The 17,888-nt window shown below is 73.6% G+C and carries 17 protein-coding genes; 8 read left to right on the top strand and 9 right to left on the bottom strand.

Annotation, left to right across the window (positions count from 1 at the left end; genetic code table 11):
* Positions 1-69: 69 nt before the first annotated feature.
* Complete coding sequence (locus tag QC283_RS20455; RefSeq protein ID WP_279563036.1) at positions 70-315, bottom strand: heavy-metal-associated domain-containing protein; 246 nt, start codon at positions 313-315, stop codon at positions 70-72.
* A gap of 186 nt (positions 316-501) precedes the next feature.
* Between QC283_RS20455 and QC283_RS20450 the strand changes: the two genes are divergently transcribed.
* Positions 502-1,479 carry a hypothetical protein gene (locus tag QC283_RS20450; RefSeq protein ID WP_279563035.1) on the top strand — a complete coding sequence of 326 codons (978 nt, stop codon included), beginning with the start codon at positions 502-504 and terminating at the stop codon, positions 1,477-1,479.
* Between the two features lie 25 nt (positions 1,480-1,504).
* Here the strand turns inward: QC283_RS20450 and QC283_RS20445 are convergent, their stop codons facing one another.
* On the bottom strand, positions 1,505-2,284 hold the full coding sequence (locus QC283_RS20445; RefSeq protein WP_279563034.1) for a DeoR/GlpR family DNA-binding transcription regulator: 780 nt from the start codon (positions 2,282-2,284) through the stop codon (positions 1,505-1,507).
* A 153-nt stretch (positions 2,285-2,437) separates the two neighbouring features.
* Here QC283_RS20445 and QC283_RS20440 point away from each other — a divergent pair, with 153 nt between their 5' ends.
* On the top strand, positions 2,438-3,319 hold the full coding sequence (locus QC283_RS20440) for an SIS domain-containing protein (protein ID WP_279563033.1): 882 nt from the start codon (positions 2,438-2,440) through the stop codon (positions 3,317-3,319).
* A gap of 61 nt (positions 3,320-3,380) precedes the next feature.
* The gene (locus QC283_RS20435; RefSeq protein WP_279563032.1) at positions 3,381-4,241 is read left to right on the top strand and encodes a class II fructose-bisphosphate aldolase; all 861 of its coding nucleotides are present in this window, start codon (positions 3,381-3,383) and stop codon (positions 4,239-4,241) included.
* Between the two features lie 6 nt (positions 4,242-4,247).
* Here QC283_RS20435 and QC283_RS20430 read toward each other — a convergent pair whose 3' ends face one another.
* On the bottom strand, positions 4,248-5,381 hold the full coding sequence (locus QC283_RS20430) for a methyltransferase (RefSeq protein WP_279563193.1): 1,134 nt from the start codon (positions 5,379-5,381) through the stop codon (positions 4,248-4,250).
* Positions 5,382-5,479: 98 nt separating this feature from the next.
* Here QC283_RS20430 and QC283_RS20425 point away from each other — a divergent pair, with 98 nt between their 5' ends.
* Complete coding sequence (locus tag QC283_RS20425; RefSeq protein ID WP_279563031.1) at positions 5,480-6,172, top strand: alpha-ketoglutarate-dependent dioxygenase AlkB family protein; 693 nt, start codon at positions 5,480-5,482, stop codon at positions 6,170-6,172.
* Positions 6,169-7,407 carry an ROK family protein gene (locus QC283_RS20420; RefSeq protein ID WP_279563030.1) on the top strand — a complete coding sequence of 413 codons (1,239 nt, stop codon included), beginning with the start codon at positions 6,169-6,171 and terminating at the stop codon, positions 7,405-7,407. Before QC283_RS20425 ends, QC283_RS20420 begins: the two co-directional genes overlap by 4 nt.
* A gap of 24 nt (positions 7,408-7,431) precedes the next feature.
* Here the strand turns inward: QC283_RS20420 and QC283_RS20415 are convergent, their stop codons facing one another.
* Complete coding sequence (locus QC283_RS20415; RefSeq protein WP_279563029.1) at positions 7,432-7,830, bottom strand: VOC family protein; 399 nt, start codon at positions 7,828-7,830, stop codon at positions 7,432-7,434.
* 207 nt (positions 7,831-8,037) lie between these two features.
* Between QC283_RS20415 and QC283_RS20410 the strand changes: the two genes are divergently transcribed.
* Positions 8,038-8,319, top strand: coding sequence for an SHOCT domain-containing protein (locus tag QC283_RS20410; RefSeq protein WP_279563028.1), 282 nt, complete (start codon positions 8,038-8,040; stop codon positions 8,317-8,319).
* A 289-nt stretch (positions 8,320-8,608) separates the two neighbouring features.
* Here QC283_RS20410 and QC283_RS20405 read toward each other — a convergent pair whose 3' ends face one another.
* Both QC283_RS20405 and QC283_RS20400 read right to left on the bottom strand, forming a co-directional pair.
* Entirely contained in the window at positions 8,609-9,157 is a 549-nt protein-coding gene (locus QC283_RS20405) for an ATP-binding protein (protein ID WP_279563027.1), read from the bottom strand.
* A gap of 184 nt (positions 9,158-9,341) precedes the next feature.
* Positions 9,342-9,665, bottom strand: coding sequence for a hypothetical protein (locus tag QC283_RS20400; protein WP_279563026.1), 324 nt, complete (start codon positions 9,663-9,665; stop codon positions 9,342-9,344).
* Between the two features lie 342 nt (positions 9,666-10,007).
* On the opposite strand from QC283_RS20400, the gene QC283_RS20395 reads away from it, so the two are divergent.
* Positions 10,008-11,132: a PLP-dependent cysteine synthase family protein gene (locus tag QC283_RS20395; RefSeq protein ID WP_279563025.1), complete on the top strand. Its 1,125-nt coding sequence runs from the start codon at positions 10,008-10,010 to the stop codon at positions 11,130-11,132.
* A gap of 40 nt (positions 11,133-11,172) precedes the next feature.
* Here QC283_RS20395 and QC283_RS20390 read toward each other — a convergent pair whose 3' ends face one another.
* Both QC283_RS20390 and QC283_RS20385 read right to left on the bottom strand, forming a co-directional pair.
* Positions 11,173-11,646, bottom strand: coding sequence for an SRPBCC family protein (locus QC283_RS20390; protein ID WP_279563024.1), 474 nt, complete (start codon positions 11,644-11,646; stop codon positions 11,173-11,175).
* Positions 11,647-11,764: 118 nt separating this feature from the next.
* Positions 11,765-12,586 (bottom strand): DeoR/GlpR family DNA-binding transcription regulator, encoded by an 822-nt coding sequence (locus tag QC283_RS20385; RefSeq protein WP_279563023.1) that lies wholly within the window; start codon positions 12,584-12,586, stop codon positions 11,765-11,767.
* Between the two features lie 285 nt (positions 12,587-12,871).
* Here QC283_RS20385 and QC283_RS20380 point away from each other — a divergent pair, with 285 nt between their 5' ends.
* Positions 12,872-15,298 carry a hypothetical protein gene (locus tag QC283_RS20380; protein WP_279563022.1) on the top strand — a complete coding sequence of 809 codons (2,427 nt, stop codon included), beginning with the start codon at positions 12,872-12,874 and terminating at the stop codon, positions 15,296-15,298.
* Between the two features lie 57 nt (positions 15,299-15,355).
* Here the strand turns inward: QC283_RS20380 and QC283_RS20375 are convergent, their stop codons facing one another.
* Positions 15,356-17,794: a right-handed parallel beta-helix repeat-containing protein gene (locus QC283_RS20375; RefSeq protein ID WP_279563021.1), complete on the bottom strand. Its 2,439-nt coding sequence runs from the start codon at positions 17,792-17,794 to the stop codon at positions 15,356-15,358.
* Positions 17,795-17,888: the final 94 nt, after the last annotated feature.

Here is a 17,888-nt window from a genome sequence, read left to right as displayed (position 1 = left end):
CTGATGCGGGGTCGTCGGCCGGGACCCGGCGCGCGGGTCCCGGCGGTGCGGCGGGGGAGTGCGGGGCGGTCAGACGCGGCCGGTCAGCTCGTAGCCGGCCTCGTCGACGACCTCGGCGATCGCGGCGTCGTCCGGCTCGGCGGGCCCGGTGACGGTGACCCGGCCGGTGCCGACCTGCACGTCGACACTGGTGACGCCGTCCAGCTCACCGATCACCCGGGTGAGCGTCGCCTCGCAGTGTCCGCAGCTCATCCCGGCGACCGCGTAGGTGGTGCGGACGGGCTGGGTGGCGGGGGTGGTGACGGTCGAAGCCATGGCTTCCTCCAGGATCTCGTCGCATACGGGGCCGGGGTATCCCTGCCGAGTCCATGTATACCCCTGGGGGGTACAGAACGCAACTCCCTGACGCCTCTTGACTGAGTACCCCCCAGGGGTATGGTGAGGTGCATGAGGAGGCCTCCGCACGAGCCGGAGACCCGGAATCCGAGGAGAGCGACCGTCATGCACACCGGACTGAGGATCACCGCGTTCGCCGCCGCACTGGCCGCCATCTTCGGCACCGCCTACGGCGTCGGCAGGGGACTGGACCCGGTCGTCGCGGAGAGCGCGCCCGCGCCCCACGACGAGCACAGCCGGCCATCGGCGCGATCGGGGGAGACGGGGGACGGTGGCGCACGCGAAGGGCATGAGGCCACCCCGCCCGGCGGACTGCGGATCTCCGAGGACGGCTACACCCTCGACCTCGCCACCGCGCGCGTCACCGCCGGTCAGCGCACCGACCTGCGTTTCACCGTCCGGGACGACAACGGCGAGGCCGTCACGGCGTACCAACGCGAGCACGACAAGGAACTCCACCTCATCCTGGCCTCACGCGACTTGATCACCTACCGCCACCTGCACCCCACCCGCGCCGCCGACGGCACCTGGAGCACCCCCGTCGACCTGCCCCGCGCGGGCGGGTACCGGGTCTTCGCCGACTTCACCCCGGCGAAGAAGAACGCGGAGAACCTCACCCTCGGCGCCGACCTCGCCGCCTTGGGCCGCTACGAGCCCGCGCGCCCGCCGGCCCCGAGCGACACCGCCCACACCGACGGCTACCGGGTCGAACTCGCCGGTTCCCTGCGCCCCGGCAGGGCGAGCGAGCTGAAGCTGAAGGTCTCCCGCGACGGCGAACCGGTCACCGACCTCCAGCCCTACCTCGGCGCCTACGGCCACCTGGTCGCCCTGCGCTCCGGCGACCTCGCCCACCTCCACGTCCACCCGAACGGCGAACCCGGCGACGGCAGCACGGAGCCCGGCCCGGAGATCTCCTTCACGGCCACCGCGCCCAGCGGCGGTACGTACCGCCTCTTCCTGGACTTCCAGCACCGGGGCGAGGTCCACACCGCGGCGTTCACCGTACGGGCCGGATCGGCGCCCGGCGTGGAGGAACCCGCGCCGACCGCTACGACGGGGCACGGCGACGCTCACGGCCACTGACGGCCATGGATCGCCGGCCGACCGCTCAGGCCATGACGACCCGGACCCCGGCCTCCTCGAACTGCCGGACCAGGTCCGGGTCGGCCGCACCGTCCGTGACCAGCGTGTCCACCGACTCGGCCGCGCAGATCCGGGCGAACGCCCGCCGGCCCAGCTTGCTGGAGTCGGCCGCCACGACCACGCGCTCGGCGCGCTCGCACAGCAGCCGGTTGATGGCCGCCTCCGCCTCGTCGTGGGCCGCGGCGCCGTGCGCGACGTCGAAGGCGACGACGCCCAGTACCGCCACGTCGAGGGTCACCTGCCCCAGTACCCCGTCCGCGAGCGGCCCGATCAGCTCGTACGACTGCGCCCGGGCCACCCCACCGGTCACCACGATCTTGAACTGCGGCCGGACGGCCAGCTCGTTCGCGATGTTGAGCGCGTTGGTGACCACGGTCAGCGCGGGGGTACCGGAGGCCAGGTCGGGGCGCACGGCCAGGGCGCGAGCCACCTCCGTGGTGGTCGTGCCTCCTGTCAGTCCGACCGCCTCGCCGGGCGCCAGCAGGGCGGCGACCGCCTGTGCGACGCGCTGTTTCTCCGAGGCGCGGCGGGCCGTCTTGTAGCGCAGCGGCAGCTCGTACGACACCCCGTGCACGACGGCGCCACCGCGCGTGCGCACGAGCATCTGCTGCTCGGCGAGCCGGTCGAAGTCACGGCGGATCGTCGCGGCCGAGACCTCCAGCTCGGTCGCCGCCTCCTCGACGTCCAGCCGGCCACGCTCGACGAGCAGCTCCAGCAGCGCCTTCCAGCGGGCGTCGCGCGACATCCGCGCCTCCGTTCCTCGATCTCCCGCCGACCCTAGCGCACCCCACTCTTCTCGCTGATCTGCTTGATTGTGCTTGAAATATCGCTATATCTTGCAGGAACAATCAGACAAGAGCCCGGATGATCATGGGGCAGTGATCGGGGAGTGTGCGGCATGACGTATGTCGAGGACGAGCTCAACAGCCAGCCCGAGTGCTGGACACGCGCCGCCGCCCAAGCGGCACGGCACACGGCGGCGCTGCCCGCGCCGGGGGAGCGGGTGGCGATCGTCGGCTGCGGCACCTCGTACTTCATGGCCCAGTCCGCGGCGGCGCTGCGCGAGGGCGCGGGCCAGGGCGAGACGGACGCGTTCGCCGCCTCCGAATTCCCGCTCAGTCGCGCGTACGACCGTGTCGTCGCCCTCACCCGCTCCGGGACCACCACCGAAGTGCTGGAGCTGCTCACGGAGTTGCGGGGCCGCGCTCGTACCGTCGCGCTCACCGCGGACCCGGACACGCCCGTGATGACCGCCGCGGACGACGTGGTGGTCCTCGACTTCGCGGACGAACGGTCGGTCGTGCAGACCCGGTTCGCGACCACCGCCCTCACCCTGCTCCGCGCCCACCTGGGACTGCACACCGACGCGGTCGTCGCCGACGCGCGCACCGCACTCGCGGCAGAGCTGCCCGAAGGGCTCGTCGAGCGCACCCAGTTCACCTTCCTCGGCCAGGGCTGGACCGTCGGCCTCGCCAACGAGGCCGGCCTGAAGATGCGAGAAGCCTCCCTGTCCTGGACCGAGGCCTACCCGGCCATGGAGTACCGACACGGCCCCATCAGCATCAGCACGGCCACAACGGCAACCTGGATGTTCGGCGAGGCGCCCGAGGGGCTGGCCGGCCAGGTCCGCGACACCGGCGCGCTGTGGGTGCCCGGGGAGCTCGACCCGCTCGCCGAACTGGTCCGCGCCCAGCGCCTCGCGGTCGCCGTCGCGGCCGCCCGCGGCCTCGACCCGGACCGGCCCCGCCATCTCACCCGCTCGGTGATCCTCGCCCCCTGACGCCGGCTTCAAGGACACCTGCCCCGACACCCGCGCTCCGACTCCCGGGAAGGGAGAGACCGTGCCCCTCGCCACCACCGGCGACCTGGTCGGCCGTGCCGCGGCCGCGCGCTCCGCCGTCGCCGCCTTCAACATCATCACCCTGGAGCACATCGAGGCCGTCGTCGCCGGCGCCGAGTCCGTGCACACCCCCGTCGTCCTCCAGGTCAGCGAGAACGCCGTGAAGTACCGCTACGGCCGGCTGCTGCCCCTGGCCCGCGCGGCCGTAGCGGCGGCCGAGGGCGCCGCCGTACCCGTCGCCCTGCACCTCGACCACGTCCAGAGCGACGGCCTGCTGCGCCAGGCCCCGGACGCCGGATTCAGCTCCGTGATGTACGACGCCTCCCGGCTGCCGTACGCCGAGAACCTCGCCGCGACCCGGGCCGCCGCCGACTGGGCACACGCCCGGGGACTGTGGATCGAGGCAGAGCTGGGGGAGGTCGGCGGCAAGAACGGCGCACCGCCGCTCGACGCCCACGCACCCGGAGCCCGCACCGACCCCACCGAGGCGCGCGCCTTCGTCGCCGACTCCGGCGTGGACGCCCTGGCCGTCGCGGTCGGCAGCTCCCACGCCATGACCACGCGCACCGCCGCCCTCGACCACGACCTGCTCAAGGAAGTCTCGGGCGCGCTGGACGTGCCGCTCGTGCTGCACGGCTCCTCCGGAGTCCCGGACGGCGAACTCGCCGCGGCCGTCGCGGGAGGCATCTCCAAGGTCAACGTCGGCACCGCGCTCAATCTCGCCATGACCGGCGCGATCAGGGAGTTCCTGGCCGCCCGACCCGAAGCGGTCGACTCCCGCGGCTACCTCACCGCGGGAAGGGAGGCCATGGCACGGACGGTGGCGACGATCATCCAGGTGGTCGCCCGGACCGTCTCCTGACGGTGACTACTTCCTGACGGCCTTCAGCACCACGAACTTCCGGTCACTCGCCACCAGGTGACTGTTGCCGAACAGGCGCCGCAGCTTGACGTGGTAGCCCAGATGCCGGTTGCCGACCACCCACAGCTCACCACCGGGACGCAGCACACGCCGCGCCCCGGTGAACATCCGCCACGCCGTGGCGTCGGTCGTCGCCTGATGGGAGTGGAACGGCGGGTTGTTGAGCACCAGGTCGACGCTGCCGTCCGGCACCCCGGCCAGCCCGTCACCGACCCGGAACTCCGCCCGCCCCGCCGCCCCGTTCGCCTTGTACGTCGCCTCGGCCGAGGCGACGGCCTGGAAGGACTCGTCGGTGAACAGCACCTCGGCCGCCGGGTCGGCCAGCGCCACCGCCGTACCGACCACACCGTTGCCGCAGCCGAGGTCGACCACCCGCCGGGATCCGCCGGCGTCCGGCAGGTGCTGGAGGAAGAAACGGGTGCCGATGTCGAGCCGGTCGGCGCAGAACACACCGGCGTGGTTGACGACGGTCCGGCCGGAGAGCGGCCCGGCGTCGTCGGGGAGCCGGTAGGCGAGCGGCCAGGGGTTGGCGGGCCGCCTCAGTGAGAGGTCGGGCGTGGCGAAGACGAGCCGGGCCTTCTTCTCGGCCAGCGAGGTCCGGGTCGGCCCGACGATCCGCTCGAACAGTCTGAGCGTCGAGGTGTGGATCTCCTTGACCATCCCCGTGCCGACGACGACCGTGCCCTCGTGCAGCGCGGGCGCCAGCCTCAGCAGCTGGTCCTCCAGCAGTGCCAGGCTCTTCGGTACGCGCACCAGCAGCACGTCGACGCGCTCCGGTGGCGGGTCCTGCGTGGTGAGCAGGCGAACGGAGGCCGGCTCGACGCCGTTGCGCTCCAGGTTGGCGCGTGTCGCCTCCCGTGCGAGGTGGGAGTCGGTGATCTGCGCCGGCCGGTGCGCCGCCAGCGCCGTCACCAGCGCGCCCCAGCGGTCGCCGACGACCACGACGGTGCCGGACAGCGGGACCTCCCGCTCCGCGAGGTGCCCGAGCAGATACTCGTCGGAGGCGTCCCAGGCGCGGAGCCGGTCGCGCGGGTCCTCGGGGAAGCGGGCCAGCACATGCTCGCCCCAGGGCGTCGTCATACGGTCGCTGCGGTCGTTCATCGTGCGTCCAGGCTAGCCGAGCCGCAGCTCAGGCCGTGCCGGGCGGAGTGAGTCAGGACCCGGGCAGGATGTACGGCATGGACGCCGAGCTGTTCCCCAGGACCCGTGCCGAGGCCGCGCCCGGCGCCGTCCACGTGCCGGACTGGCTGGACCCGGAACGGCAGCGCGAGCTGCTGTACGCCTGCCGGGAGTGGGCCCGGCCACCGGCCGGACTGCGCACGGTCCGCACCCCCGGCGGCGGCACGATGACCGCCCGGCAGGTGTGCCTCGGGTGGCACTGGTACCCGTACGCCTACGCCTCCACCGTCGTCGACGGCGACGGCACCCCCGTGAAGCCCTTCCCGGACCGGCTCGGCGACCTGGCCCGCCGGGCGGTGACCGACGCGCTCGGCGCCGACGCGGTGCCGGAGGAGCCGTACGACATCGCGTTGATCAACTTCTACGACTCCGACGCCCGCATGGGCCTGCACCGTGACGCCGACGAGAGGTCCGACGCGCCCGTGGTGTCCCTCAGCCTCGGCGACACCTGCGTCTTCCGCTTCGGCAACCCCGCGACCCGGACCCGCCCCTACACCGACGTCGAGCTGCGCAGCGGCGACCTGTTCGTCTTCGGCGGGCCGTCCCGGCTCGCGTACCACGGGGTGCCCCGGGTGCACGCGGGCACCGCGCCGCCCGAGTTGGGGCTCACCGGGCGGCTGAACATCACGCTCCGGGTCAGCGGCATCCAGGCTCCGCGCCCCTGGCGGATCATGGGAGACTCCCCCTCATGAGCGGCAAGGCGGACCCCCGGACGGCGGGGGAAGGGACCACCTCGAGGGCGCGGCTGGACCGGGGGCGCGGCGCGCTCGGACCCGCGTTGGAGCTCGTGCACACCGGACGCGCCCCCACCCGGGCCGTCCTCACCGCCGAACTCGGCGTGACCCGGGCCACGGCCGGCGCGGTCGCCGCCGAACTGGAGGCGCTCGGCCTGATCCGGGTCGACGCCCGTCCCGCCGCGGCGGCCGGTTCCCAGGGCCGTCCCTCGCACCGCCTCGCGGTCGCCGAGGACGGACCCGTCGCCCTCGCCGCCCAGGTCCACGCCGATGGCTTCCGGGCCGCCCTGGTCGGCCTCGGCGGCCGGATCGTCGCCACCGCGCCCGGCCGAGAGGTCGTCGACGCCGATCCGGCGAAGGTGCTCGGCTCCGTCGTCGAGGCGGGCGCGGAACTCCTGAGAGAGACCGGACGCCGCTGCGTCGGCGCGGGCCTCGCCGTACCGTCAGCCGTGGCGGAACCGGACGGCCTGGCCCTGAACCCGCTCCACCTGGCCTGGCCGGCCGGCGCGCCCGTGCGGCGGATCTTCGCCGAGCAGGTGCGCGCCGCCGGGATCGACGGCCCCGCGTTCGCCGCGAACGACGTCAACCTCGCCGCGCTCGCCGAGCACCGGCACGGGGCCGGGCGCGGAGCCCGCGACCTGCTCTGCGTGGCCACCGGCCACCGCGGGGTCGGCGGCGCGCTGGTCCTCGACGGCCGTCTGCACACGGGCAGTTCGGGTCTCGCGCTGGAGGTCGGCCACCTCACCGTCAACCCGGAGGGCCGCCCCTGCCACTGCGGGGGCCACGGCTGCCTGGACGTGGAGACCGACCCCCTGGCGTTCCTCACGGCGGCAGGCCGCGAGCCCGGACCCGAGGTGTCCCTGCTCCAGCGGTCCAAGGACCTGATCCGTGACCAGTACGCCGACCCGGCCGTCCGCGCCGCCACCGAGACCCTCATCGACCGTCTCGGGCTGGGCCTCGCCGGCCTGGTGAACATCCTCAACCCCGACCGCATCGTCCTCGGCGGACTCCACCGGGAACTCCTCGACGCCGACCCCGGGCGTCTGCGCGCGGTCGTCGCCGGCCGAAGCCTGTGGGGCCAGAGCGGCGGCGTACCCATCCTGCCGTGCGGCCTGGACCACAACAGCCTGGTCGGCGCGGCCGAACTGGCCTGGCAGCCGGTGCTGGACGATCCGCTGGGCGCGCTGGCGTAGCGGCCCGTGCCCGGCCGGGCCGGCTCAGCCGGCCGGCCGGTCGCCGCCGCTCGGGGCGTGACTGAGGTCGACGACGCAGAAGATGTTGCCGTCCGGGTCGGCGAGGACGACGAAGTCGGGGTCGGGCGGGTACAGGTCCCAGTCGACGGTCCGCGCGCCGAGACCGGTCAGCCGCCGCACCTCCGCCCGCTGTTCCTCCGCCGTGTCCGTGAACAGGTCCAGGTGGAGACGGGGCCGCGACTCGGCCGGTGACTCGCTGCGCAGCAGGCCGAGGGCCCGCCCGGAACCGTCGGCGTGATCGAGCGTCCGCCACGTCTCGCTCGCCCACTCCTCGGTGGCGACCAGATCCAGCGCAGCCGTCCAGAACGCCACCGCACGGGGCACGTCCGTGACGCCGATGACAGGGATACCGATTCTCAGCATGGGCCGAGCCTAGGCGTCGGCTGCCCGGGAAGCAGCGGCGGGCGGACCGCGTACTCCCCGTGAGGTACGCACACCGCCGCCGGCCGTACGACGCCCCGGACCCACCTCGAGGGCGACGCTCGGAAGAGTCGAACAAGACGTCACCAAGGACGTCAGGACGTCACCGAGGACATCACGAAGAACCCGGCCACCGAGGAGTTGGACGACATGCAGACCCTGGCACACTTCGGCGACGGCGGCCCCGGCCCGTGGATCCTGCTCATTTTGCTGATCTGGGCGCTGGTCATCGGCGGAGGCATCACCTTGCTGCGCCGTACCGTCCGGCGCGGGCACCGCGGCCCCGGACGGTTCGCCGTCGACGAGAACTCACCCATCGCCGTACTCGGCCACCGGTTCGCCTCCGGCGAGATCGACGAGGACGAGTACTGGCGCCGACTGTCCGTGCTGGACGAGCGGTTCGGCCGGACGGGCAAGGGAGGTGCGGCATGACCGCGACCACCTGACCCGTTGAAGACGGACAGGCGGGCTCCGGCGCCCGCGTCGCCCGACTGTCGCCGGTGCACACAACGGGCGCGCGCAACGCGTGCGCACAACCTGCGGACCAGCCGCCGCTGTCCGGTTCACGACCGGCCGTGGAGCCGGAGCGGAGCGGCGTACCACCGGCCCCCGCGCCGCGCGGCGGCCGCGGGCCGCCCCGCGCCCGCCGGGCCCGCCCACCGAGCGGCGGTGGGCACGCACGCGCCCGCACGGCCCGCGGCAGCGAACGGTCACCGCCCGGTCAGCCGGCAACGGCCGACCGGGCGGGAGCGGGTTGGGATCTGCCCAGGTCCGCCGTCTGCTCGACCTCCGCGAACGCGGCGGCCGGCACCTCACCGACCAGGCGCCGCGGTGGGCGCGCGGCGACGGGTGACGCCGGGGGCGGCGCCACGGAGACGGCCGTCGGGAGCGTGAACCAGACGACCTTGCCGGACTCGCCGTCCGGCCGGACGCCCCAGCTCTCGCTCATCGCGGCCACCATGGAGAGCCCGCGCCCGCAGGTCGCGAGCGGCTCGGCGTCGTCCACCACGGGAAGACGCGGATCATGGTCGCGCACCGAGACGGTGAGCCGGTCCAGGATCAGCTCTATCTCCACGGTGCACGTCTTGTCGGGCCGGGCATGCAGGTGGACGTTGGTCAACAACTCCGTCACGCCGAGCGCGGCCCGGTCGATCAGGGGATCCATATGCCAGTAGCGCAATTGCGCAGATACGATTCTGCGGACCTGGCCGATCCGCGACGGCAGGGCTTGGAGCTCCACCGTGCAGTGTCTGCTTGGGTGACTGATCACGGCTGCGACTCCCCGACATAGAGGTCCGGAAGAACACGGAGTTCGGATCCAGCAGGGCGCACGCGGCGCATCGCCGCCTGCTGTCTTGGCCGGCGGGCTGGTTCGCAGCGTTATCGCCGGTAAACCCAGAGTGACGTGAGACCAGCGTGACGCAAGGGGTGAGGCACCGCAACTTACGGACATCTCACACGCGGTGCCCGGCAGCCCTGCGCACCGCCTCGATGAAACGGCGGGCCGCGGGCGGACCCGGCTCGCCCGGCGCGGGGTCCCGCTCGCCGAGCGTCAGCAGGTACCGCTTGCCGTTGAGGTCGGCGAGGGCCCGGTCCTCGGGGGCGTACCACGGACGGGAGGCGCGCACCGCCTGCACCGGCGCGCTGTCGATCTCACTGCCGTAGCTGGTGAGCAACTCCACCCTGCCACCGCTGATCCGGACCGTGCCGGCCCGGGTGAGCGAGCGCAGCCGCTTGCCTATCCGCACCCCCGTCGCCCTGAACTCCGGCTCCGCCATGCCGTCGCCCCCTCGTGCGCGTCGGTTGCCGGACCGTGCACATCGGTGCGACCGGTACCGGCTCGTTTCGTGCTCCAGTGTGCGCCCGCGGCGGGAACCCGGTCCCGCCCGCTGGCAGTCTGCCCGCACCGCGCGCCGAGCACCAGTACGCGCCGCTCCTTTCCGGCGGCGACCGGAGCACTCGCGCGAATGCGCCCCCACCGGACCGGGTGCCCGCCCCCAGGGGTGCCTTTGAGACGCCCAAAGGTGTGTTTATGCAGGTGAGAAGCGTGTGGAAGGTGCTTATGATCGATGCGTCGGCCGCGCGACGCGCCGTCGGCGCGCAGCCTAAGGAGCCCCGTCGTGAGCACCCCCCAGCAGTCCCGCACCGGCGCCACCCTCGACGTCGATCACAGCGACACCGCCTACCGCGCATGGCTGAAAGAAGCCGTACGCAAGGTCCAGGCGGACGCCAACCGCTCGGCCGACACCCACCTGCTCCTCTTCCCGCTGCCCGAGCGGTGGGGCATCGACCTGTACCTGAAGGACGAGTCGACCCACCCCACCGGCAGCCTCAAACACCGCCTCGCCCGCTCGCTGTTCCTCTACGGCCTGTGCAACGGCTGGATCCGGCCGGACCGGCCGGTGATCGAGGCGTCCAGCGGCTCGACGGCCGTCTCCGAGGCGTACTTCGCGAAGCTGATCGGCGTGCCCTTCATCGCCGTCATGCCGCGCACGACCAGCGCGGAGAAGATCCGCCTGATCGAGTTCCACGGCGGACGGTGCCACTTCGTGGACGACTCCCGCCGGATGTACGAGGAGTCCGCCCGCCTCGCGGCCGAGACCGGCGGCCACTACATGGACCAGTTCACCTACGCCGAGCGCGCCACTGACTGGCGCGGCAACAACAACATCGCCGAGTCGATCTTCCGGCAGCTGCGGCTGGAGAGGTTCCCCGAACCGGCGTGGATCGTCGCCACGGCCGGCACCGGCGGGACCTCGGCGACCCTCGCGCGCTATGTGCACTACATGCAGCACGACACCCGCGTCTGCGTCGCCGACCCGGAGAACTCCTGCTTCTTCGAGGGCTGGACCACCGGCGATCCGGACGTCGCCTGCGACCGCGGCTCCCGGATCGAGGGCATCGGCAGGCCGCGTATGGAACCGAGCTTCGTGCCCGGCGCGATCGACCGCATGATGAAGGTGCCGGACGCGGCGAGCGTGGCTGCCGTCCGGGCCCTGGAACAGGCCATCGGCCGCAAGGCGGGCGGCTCCACGGGCACCGGGCTGTGGAGCGCGCTGAAGATCGTCGCCGAGATGGTGGCCGAGGGACGCCGGGGCAGTGTGGTGACGCTGCTGTGCGATCCGGGGGACCGGTACCTCGACAAGTACTACTCGGACGCCTGGCTCGCCGAACAGGGCCTCGACATCGGCCCGTACACGGCGGCGATCGAGTCCCTGCTGCACACGGGCGCCTGGCCCGGCTGACCGAGGACCCATGAGTCGCGGGCCGCGCGGATCAATACGCCTACGGGCGGGTGAGCCGCCGGTCCAGCGAGGTGACCGCGTCCCGGAAGGCCCGCCCCAGACCCGGACGCGCGCGGTTCAGCACGAAACGGAACGGCGCCGTACCGTCCACGGCGAACGTCCACCGCACGCGCGTTCCGGCCCCGGCGGGCGCCAGCCGCCACTCCTCGACCATGGCCCGGGCGCCGGGCGCGTTGGTGACGTCCACGCGATAGGCGTACACCTCGGGCCGCTCGGCAGCCAGCACCGTCTCCACGAAGCGCGTACCGCCCCTGAGCCGGATCTCCCGCCCCGCTCCCTCACCGATGGGCCGCGCGAACGTCACCGCCGAGAACCAGGTGGTCCAGCCCGGCACGTCCTCGGCGAGCGCGCGGAAGACCGGACCCGGAGCGGCGGAGATCTCCCGCGCGAAGACCAGCCGAACCGGCGCCGTCTCGACGAAGTCGAGGCCCACCGGACGCAGACGGTGCGCCATGCGCACAACCCCCTTGAGCGAAACCACGCATGCGGACGGTCGTCCGGGAGGCGTCACGATAGCCGGGCTCGCGCCGGGTGTCAGCGGGACCACGGGCGGGGACCGGCGTCCGCCGAGGTCAGCCGGTCGTCTCCGGCTCGCCCGCCACGACCAGTCCCAGGTGCTCCGCGATCTCCGTGCGGGCGTCCGCCGGCAGACCCGCGTCGGTCACCAGCGTGTCCACCTGCTCCAGCGCCGCGAAGGAACTCAGGCCCACGACACCCCACTTGGTGTGGTCGGCGACCACCACGACACGCCGGGCCGACTGCACCAGCCGCCGGTTGGTCTCGGCCTCCGCGAGATTCGGGGTCGACAGGCCTGCCTCGGCCGATATCCCGTGCACACCGAGGAACAGCACGTCGAAGTGGAGCGTGGCGATCGCCTGGTCGGCGACCGGGCCCACCAGGGAGTCGGAGGGAGTGCGCACACCACCCGTGAGTACCACCGTCGCCGCACCCTGCCGCGCACCCGAGGTGCGCTGCGCGACGTGGAACACGTCGGCGACCCGCACCGAGTTGGTGACCACCGTCAGATCCGGCACGTCCAGCAGCCGGTGCGCCAGCGCGTACGTGGTCGTACCGCCCGACAGGGCGATCGCGGCGCCCGGCGCGACCAGTTCCGCCGCGGCCCGCGCGATGTCCTCCTTGGCGGTCGGCTCCAGACCCGACTTCGCCTCGAACCCCGGCTCGTGCGTACTCGCCTCGACCACCGGGACCGCGCCGCCGTGCACCTTCTCCAGCACGCCCTGCCGGGCCAGCGCGTCGAGGTCGCGGCGGACCGTCATGTCCGACACCCCGAGCTTGCGGGTCAGCTCGTTGACCCGGACCCCGCCCCGGCGGCGCACCTCGTCGAGGATCAGGGCGCGACGCTGCTCCGCGAGGAGGTTCGGATTCTCACTCACGTACGCTTCGGTCCTTTCGCCGCAAAACCGCCCGACACGCCGACGCACTCGCTCTGATGAGGACTACTCCCCACTCCTGTGCGCGGACGTCCCATCCTCGCACGCCACGCCCGGGGCCGCGCCACCGCCTGTCAGCCGCGCACCCGTCCCTTCCGTCCCCTTCCGGCGTCACCTGGCGCACGGTTCGGGGAGATTCCGTGCCGAGGGGTGTGCGCCGCCCGCTCAGCGGAGATCCTGGTGCCCGCACGGGCAGAGCCGACGGCGCGTCACGGGGGAGTGCGGACAGTGGAGCAGGCGCAGGAATCGGCCGGTACGGGCGGACAGGACGCCCCCGGACCGCGCGACGGGACAGACGGGGCGAACGGGAGAGACGGCGCGCGGGGGAAAGGCGGGGGAGAGGGGAGGACCGGCACCGCCCTGGAACTCCTGGTGCACGGAGTGGGCGGCACGACACCCGCCGAGATGCTGGACGACCCGCGGACCGTGCGGGTCACCGGCGACCACATCGCGGCCGTCTTCCGGCGCACCGAGGACGCCGACGCCGAGTCCCGGCCAAAGGACTACCGGGGACGGCCGGTGCCCGAGGCCTACGTCTGGTGCAACCTCACCTCCGGCAACGGCACCCGCGCCCTGTGGCTGCTGCTTCTGCCCTTCATGGTGGTCAACCTCGCCCACTGGATGCGGCCCACCGCCCAGGGCCGGACCCGGGCGGTGCGCCTGTACGGGCTGCTGGTGCGGCTCGTGGGCCTGACCCTGACGGTGCTGCTGGTCGCCGCGGCCTGCGAGGTCGCCCTCGACCTCGTGGCGTGGCAGTGCGCGGGCACGCGCGCGTGTGCCGAGCGGCACTCCTGGCTGGGCTTCCTGTCGCCGCAGATGTCGGACGGCGGCTGGTGGAGCACGCCCGGCCGCAGGCTCGCCCTCGCGGCCGTGGTGCCCGCCGCGCTCACCGGCCTGTTGTGGTACCTGTCGTTGCGCACCTGGCGGGCGTACGAGTCCCAGCCGCCGACGGACCGCGAGTCCGGCCCCGAGGAGGACCCCGGTCGCACCGCCCTGGGCCGGCCCGGGTTCTGGTACGGGCGCCGCCTGGTGGCCCGGCTGCGCGCCGCGCACACCGCCGCGGCCCTGCTGACGGTCGCCGCGGCGGTCGGCGCACCGGCGGCACGCTTCGACCGCGGGGCGGGGGGATCCGCGCCGCTCGACACGCTGGGCTGGGTCCTGGAGACGGCGCTGGCCGCCGGGGCGGTCACCGTGGTGGCGGTGGTCTGCCGCCGGGGCCGCAGCGAGAACCGTCTCGACCGGGAACTCGACGAACACCTCGTACGACGCCTGCCGCTCGCCGCCCTCGCCCTGCTCGTCCTCGCTGTGCTGTACGGCGGCTGGGCCCGCCCGGAGTGGACGTCGGCCGGGCGGCTGCCGGGGGACATGACGTTCGGCGGCATCACCCTGGTGCAGGGACTGCTGGTCATCGCCCTCGCCGTGGTCGCCCACGTCCTCCACCGCAGCCTCCCCGACGCCCGCGTCGCGATGCGCGGCCTCGGCGGCCCCGCCGTCGCCATGCTGGCCTGCGCCCTGGGCGGCGTGATGTCCGGCGGCGTCTCCCAGCGGGTGTCGGACTGGCTGGACGGCACCGGCACCTCCATCGACGGCCCGCCCGTCCTGCTGACCTGGCAGGCGTCCGTCATCCCGCCGCTGCTCGTCGTCGTACTGCTGCTGTGCGCCGCGCTCGCCCGGCACACCTGGCGCCTCGCCCGCGCCGAACGGGACGCCGTGGAGGGCGACCTCGCCGGGGAGGCCGGGGACCCGGGACGCACCCGGCGCATCGCGCTCACCCGCGCCATGGCCACCCTCACCGACCGGGCCCCCCTCCTCGTCGCCATCACCTCCGCCGCCACCCTGCTGCTCGGTGCCGGAGCCCTGGTGGGCGCCCTGGCGACCGACCGGGTGCCCGGCGAGGCCGCGCGCGGCACGTACGCCGTCGTGCACGGCGCCGCGCAGACCGCGCAGGCGCTGGGCTCCTGGCTCATCGGCCTCGGCTTCATACTGTTTGTCACCTGGGGCAGGCGTGCCTACAAGGACGCCTCCGCGCGGCGCACCATCGGCATCCTGTGGGACGTCGGCACCTTCTGGCCGCGCGCCGCCCACCCCTTCGCACCGCCCTGCTACGCGGAGCGCGCGGTGCCCGACCTCACCTGGCGGATGGCGACCTGGACCCGGGCCACCGGCGGGCGGCTGGTCATCTCCGGGCACTCGCAGGGCAGCGTCCTCGCCGCCTCCGCGGCCTGGCAACTGGAGCCGTCCGCCCGCAAACGGGTCGCCCTGCTCACCTACGGCTCACCACTGGAGCGGCTGTACGGCCGCTGGTTCCCGGCCCACTTCGGACCGGCCGCGCTCGGCTCGCTGCACGAGGAGGTCGACTGCTGGCGCAACCTCTACCGGCGCACCGACCCCATCGGCGGCCCGATGCGGCTGCCCGGCGACTCGGGCCCCGCGGTGGACCGCGCGCCCCTCAAGGACCCGCTCACCTACGGCCGCACCGCACTCCACCCGCTGCCCGCGCCGATCCTCGGCCACTCCGACTACCAGGCCGACCCGGCCTTCGCCGAGGAACGGCAGCGCCTGCTGGCCCGGCTGCGCCCCGAAGTACCGGCGCCGCGCCACACCGACCGGCCGGCGCCCGCCGCCCCGGCGGACGACGGAGCCGGGGACCGCTGAGGCGCTCGGACGCGCACCCGCCGGGGTCGCTGACCGCGGCGGTCCCGGCGGGCCCCGCTACGGAAGCTCCGGCAGGTCCTCGGCGTAGAGCAGGGTCAGGTCATCCGTGCTGGGGTCGGCCACCTGGGCGACCCGGCTCGCGTGCCGCTCCACCATCGCCTCGAACGTCTGGCGGGCGGTGCGGCCGTTGCCGAAGGCCGGGCCCTTCGGGATCGCCGTGAAGTACTTCGTCAGCGCCTCGGCCGCACCCGGCGCCAGCCGGTACTCGTGCTCGTCGGCCTGCTGCTCCACGATCCGCAGCAGCTCCTCGGGCCCGTAGTCGCCGAAGGTGATGGTCCGTGAGAACCGGGACGCCACACCCGGGTTGACGGACAGGAAACGCTCCATCTCCGCCGTGTACCCCGCGACGATCACCACGACCGCGTCCCGCTGGTCCTCCATCAGCTTCACCAGCGTGTCGATGGCCTCCTTGCCGAAGTCCCGCCCCGCGTCCTCGGGGGACAGCGCGTACGCCTCGTCGATGAACAGCACGCCGCCGTGCGCCCGCTGGAAAGCCTCCTGGGTGCGGATCGCCGTGGAGCCGATGTGCTCGCCGACCAGGTCGACCCGCGACACCTCGACGAGGTGCCCCTTGTCCAGGACGCCGAGGGAGGCGAGTATCTCGCCGTACAGCCGGGCGACCGTGGTCTTTCCGGTGCCCGGGGAGCCGGTGAAGACCAGGTGCCGTTTGACCGACGCGGCCTTCAGCCCCGCCTGCCGCCGGCGCCGGCCAACCTCGATCATGTCGGTCAGGGCCCGCACCTCGCGCTTGACGCTGTCCAGACCGACCAGCGCGTCCAGTTCACCGAGGACGGCCTTCGAGGTCCGGGCCGGTTCCCGCGGCCCGGCGCCCGCGATCAGGGGCTCCTGTTCGGTGCTGCGCTGCCCGGGGATGGAGCCCAGCAGGCCGGGGGAGTGGCTCGCCGTCTGTACGACCGGTTCCGGCGCGGCGGGCGGGGTCAGGCCGCCGCTCTCGTCGCTGGTGCAGTCCTCGACGAGCGGACCGGAGTCGTACGCCGTGTCCGGTCCGCCGTCCGCGAACTCGTACCCGCCCCGCGCACACCGCTCCGTACGGCACTTGCGCAGTGTCGTACGGCAGCCGTCGATCACATGGAAGCCGTAGCCGGTGCTGCCCGTCACGCGGCAGTTCAGGAAGCTGCCGCGGCCTCCGGCCGACACGTAGACCCCCGCCTCCGAGGGGGAGTCGACCGTGCAGCGCTCGATGGTGGGGTCGGCGCCCTTGGTGACGATCACGCCGGTGCGGTTGCCGTCCAGGGTGCAGTTGTTCAGGGTGCCGCCGCTGCCGTGGTCGCGGAACCAGGCGCCCGTGGCGGCGTCCCGGATGCGGCAGTCGTCGAGCTGCGCGGTCGCGCCGTCGCTCACCGACACGGCCGTGTTGCGCACCTGGGAGAGGTCGCTGTCGACGACGTCCGCGCGCGATCCGCGGTCGAGGACGAACAGCGCGTCGGGCACGTCGTGCACCCGGCAGGAGTCGAGCACCGCGGTCGCGCCGTCACTGACCCAGACCGCCGGGTAGTCGCCCGTGCTGTCGAAGATCTCGCACTGGTTGGCGTCCACGCGCGTGCCCGGATCCCATACCGACAGGCCGTTGCGCCCGAACTGCCGCACGGTGGTGCGGGTCAGGGTGAGGACGGAGCGGGAGCGCAGGTCGACCGCGTTCTCCGGGATCTCGTGGATACGGCAGTCGGCGAGCGTGAGCACCGCGTCCGTGTCGAGCGTGACGCCGTCGCCGGTGGTGCGGTGCACGTCGCAGTCGGTCATGTGGGCGGTGGCCCGGCCGGTGACCTGCACGCCGCTGCCCCGCACCTCGTAGACCTCGCAGCCCACGGCCTCCAGCGAGGATCCCTCGCCCGTCGCCGTCAGGCCGGAACCCGCGGCGTGGTGGACCCGGCAGCGCTCCAGCCGGGGGTGCGCGCCGGAGCGCACCGCGACGCCCGCCTGACCGGCCGAGACGACCTCGCACTCCTCGAAGACGCCGCCCCCGCCGTCGAGGACGGCGATGCCGACACCGGCGGGGTTGTCGACGCTGCAACGCCGCACCGTCGGACGGGCGCTGCCGCGCACCTCTATCCCGGACGCGGAACGTGTGACCACCCGCAGCCCCAGCAGTTCCGGCGTGCCCTCCTCGACGAGCACCGCGGGCGCCGCCGCGTCCTGGCCCTCCACGTGCAGGTCCTGGACCACCGCCGAGGCGCGCACGGTCAACGGGACGCCGTCGACGGGCGCGATCCGGACGGAACCCTGGGCGCCCTCGGGCCCGCGCAGGGTCACCGCCCGCTGGACGACGAGGTTCTCCCGGTAGGTCCCGGGGGCGATGGTGAGGACGTCACCGTCGGCCGCGGCCTCCAGGGCGGCGGCGAGCGATGCGTACTCACCTGTGCGGCGCCGCCACCGCGAGGTGCCGGTGTGCGTCACCTGGACCGTGCCCTGTGCCATGGCGTTGCCGTGCCCCCACCTCGTCGTACGCGGGTTGTCGCCGATTTCGTTCGGCCGGTCCACCGTAGCGTGCGCACAGGTGGTGAGTTGACCG

Source organism: Streptomyces sp. DH41 (assembly GCF_029813785.1).
In the GTDB taxonomy this organism is placed as follows: Bacteria; Actinomycetota; Actinomycetes; order Streptomycetales; family Streptomycetaceae; genus Streptomyces.
This window is presented reverse-complemented; position numbering and strand designations above follow the sequence as displayed.

What these genes read in the sequence shown, in the direction of transcription:
- QC283_RS20445 (WP_279563034.1), bottom strand. Translation starts at nt 2,284, where the DNA reads ATGTCGCGCGACGCCCGCTGGAAGGCGCTGCTGGAGCTGCTCGTCGAG.
- QC283_RS20400 (WP_279563026.1), bottom strand. Translation starts at nt 9,665, where the DNA reads ATGGCGGAGCCGGAGTTCAGGGCGACGGGGGTGCGGATAGGCAAGCGG.
- QC283_RS20425 (WP_279563031.1), top strand. Translation starts at nt 5,480, where the DNA reads ATGGACGCCGAGCTGTTCCCCAGGACCCGTGCCGAGGCCGCGCCCGGC.
- QC283_RS20420 (WP_279563030.1), top strand. Translation starts at nt 6,169, where the DNA reads ATGAGCGGCAAGGCGGACCCCCGGACGGCGGGGGAAGGGACCACCTCG.
- QC283_RS20430 (WP_279563193.1), bottom strand. Translation starts at nt 5,381, where the DNA reads ATGACGACGCCCTGGGGCGAGCATGTGCTGGCCCGCTTCCCCGAGGAC.
- QC283_RS20440 (WP_279563033.1), top strand. Translation starts at nt 2,438, where the DNA reads ATGACGTATGTCGAGGACGAGCTCAACAGCCAGCCCGAGTGCTGGACA.
- QC283_RS20415 (WP_279563029.1), bottom strand. Translation starts at nt 7,830, where the DNA reads ATGCTGAGAATCGGTATCCCTGTCATCGGCGTCACGGACGTGCCCCGT.
- QC283_RS20455 (WP_279563036.1), bottom strand. Translation starts at nt 315, where the DNA reads ATGGCTTCGACCGTCACCACCCCCGCCACCCAGCCCGTCCGCACCACC.
- QC283_RS20375 (WP_279563021.1), bottom strand. Translation starts at nt 17,794, where the DNA reads ATGGCACAGGGCACGGTCCAGGTGACGCACACCGGCACCTCGCGGTGG.
- QC283_RS20450 (WP_279563035.1), top strand. Translation starts at nt 502, where the DNA reads ATGCACACCGGACTGAGGATCACCGCGTTCGCCGCCGCACTGGCCGCC.
- QC283_RS20410 (WP_279563028.1), top strand. Translation starts at nt 8,038, where the DNA reads ATGCAGACCCTGGCACACTTCGGCGACGGCGGCCCCGGCCCGTGGATC.
- QC283_RS20390 (WP_279563024.1), bottom strand. Translation starts at nt 11,646, where the DNA reads ATGGCGCACCGTCTGCGTCCGGTGGGCCTCGACTTCGTCGAGACGGCG.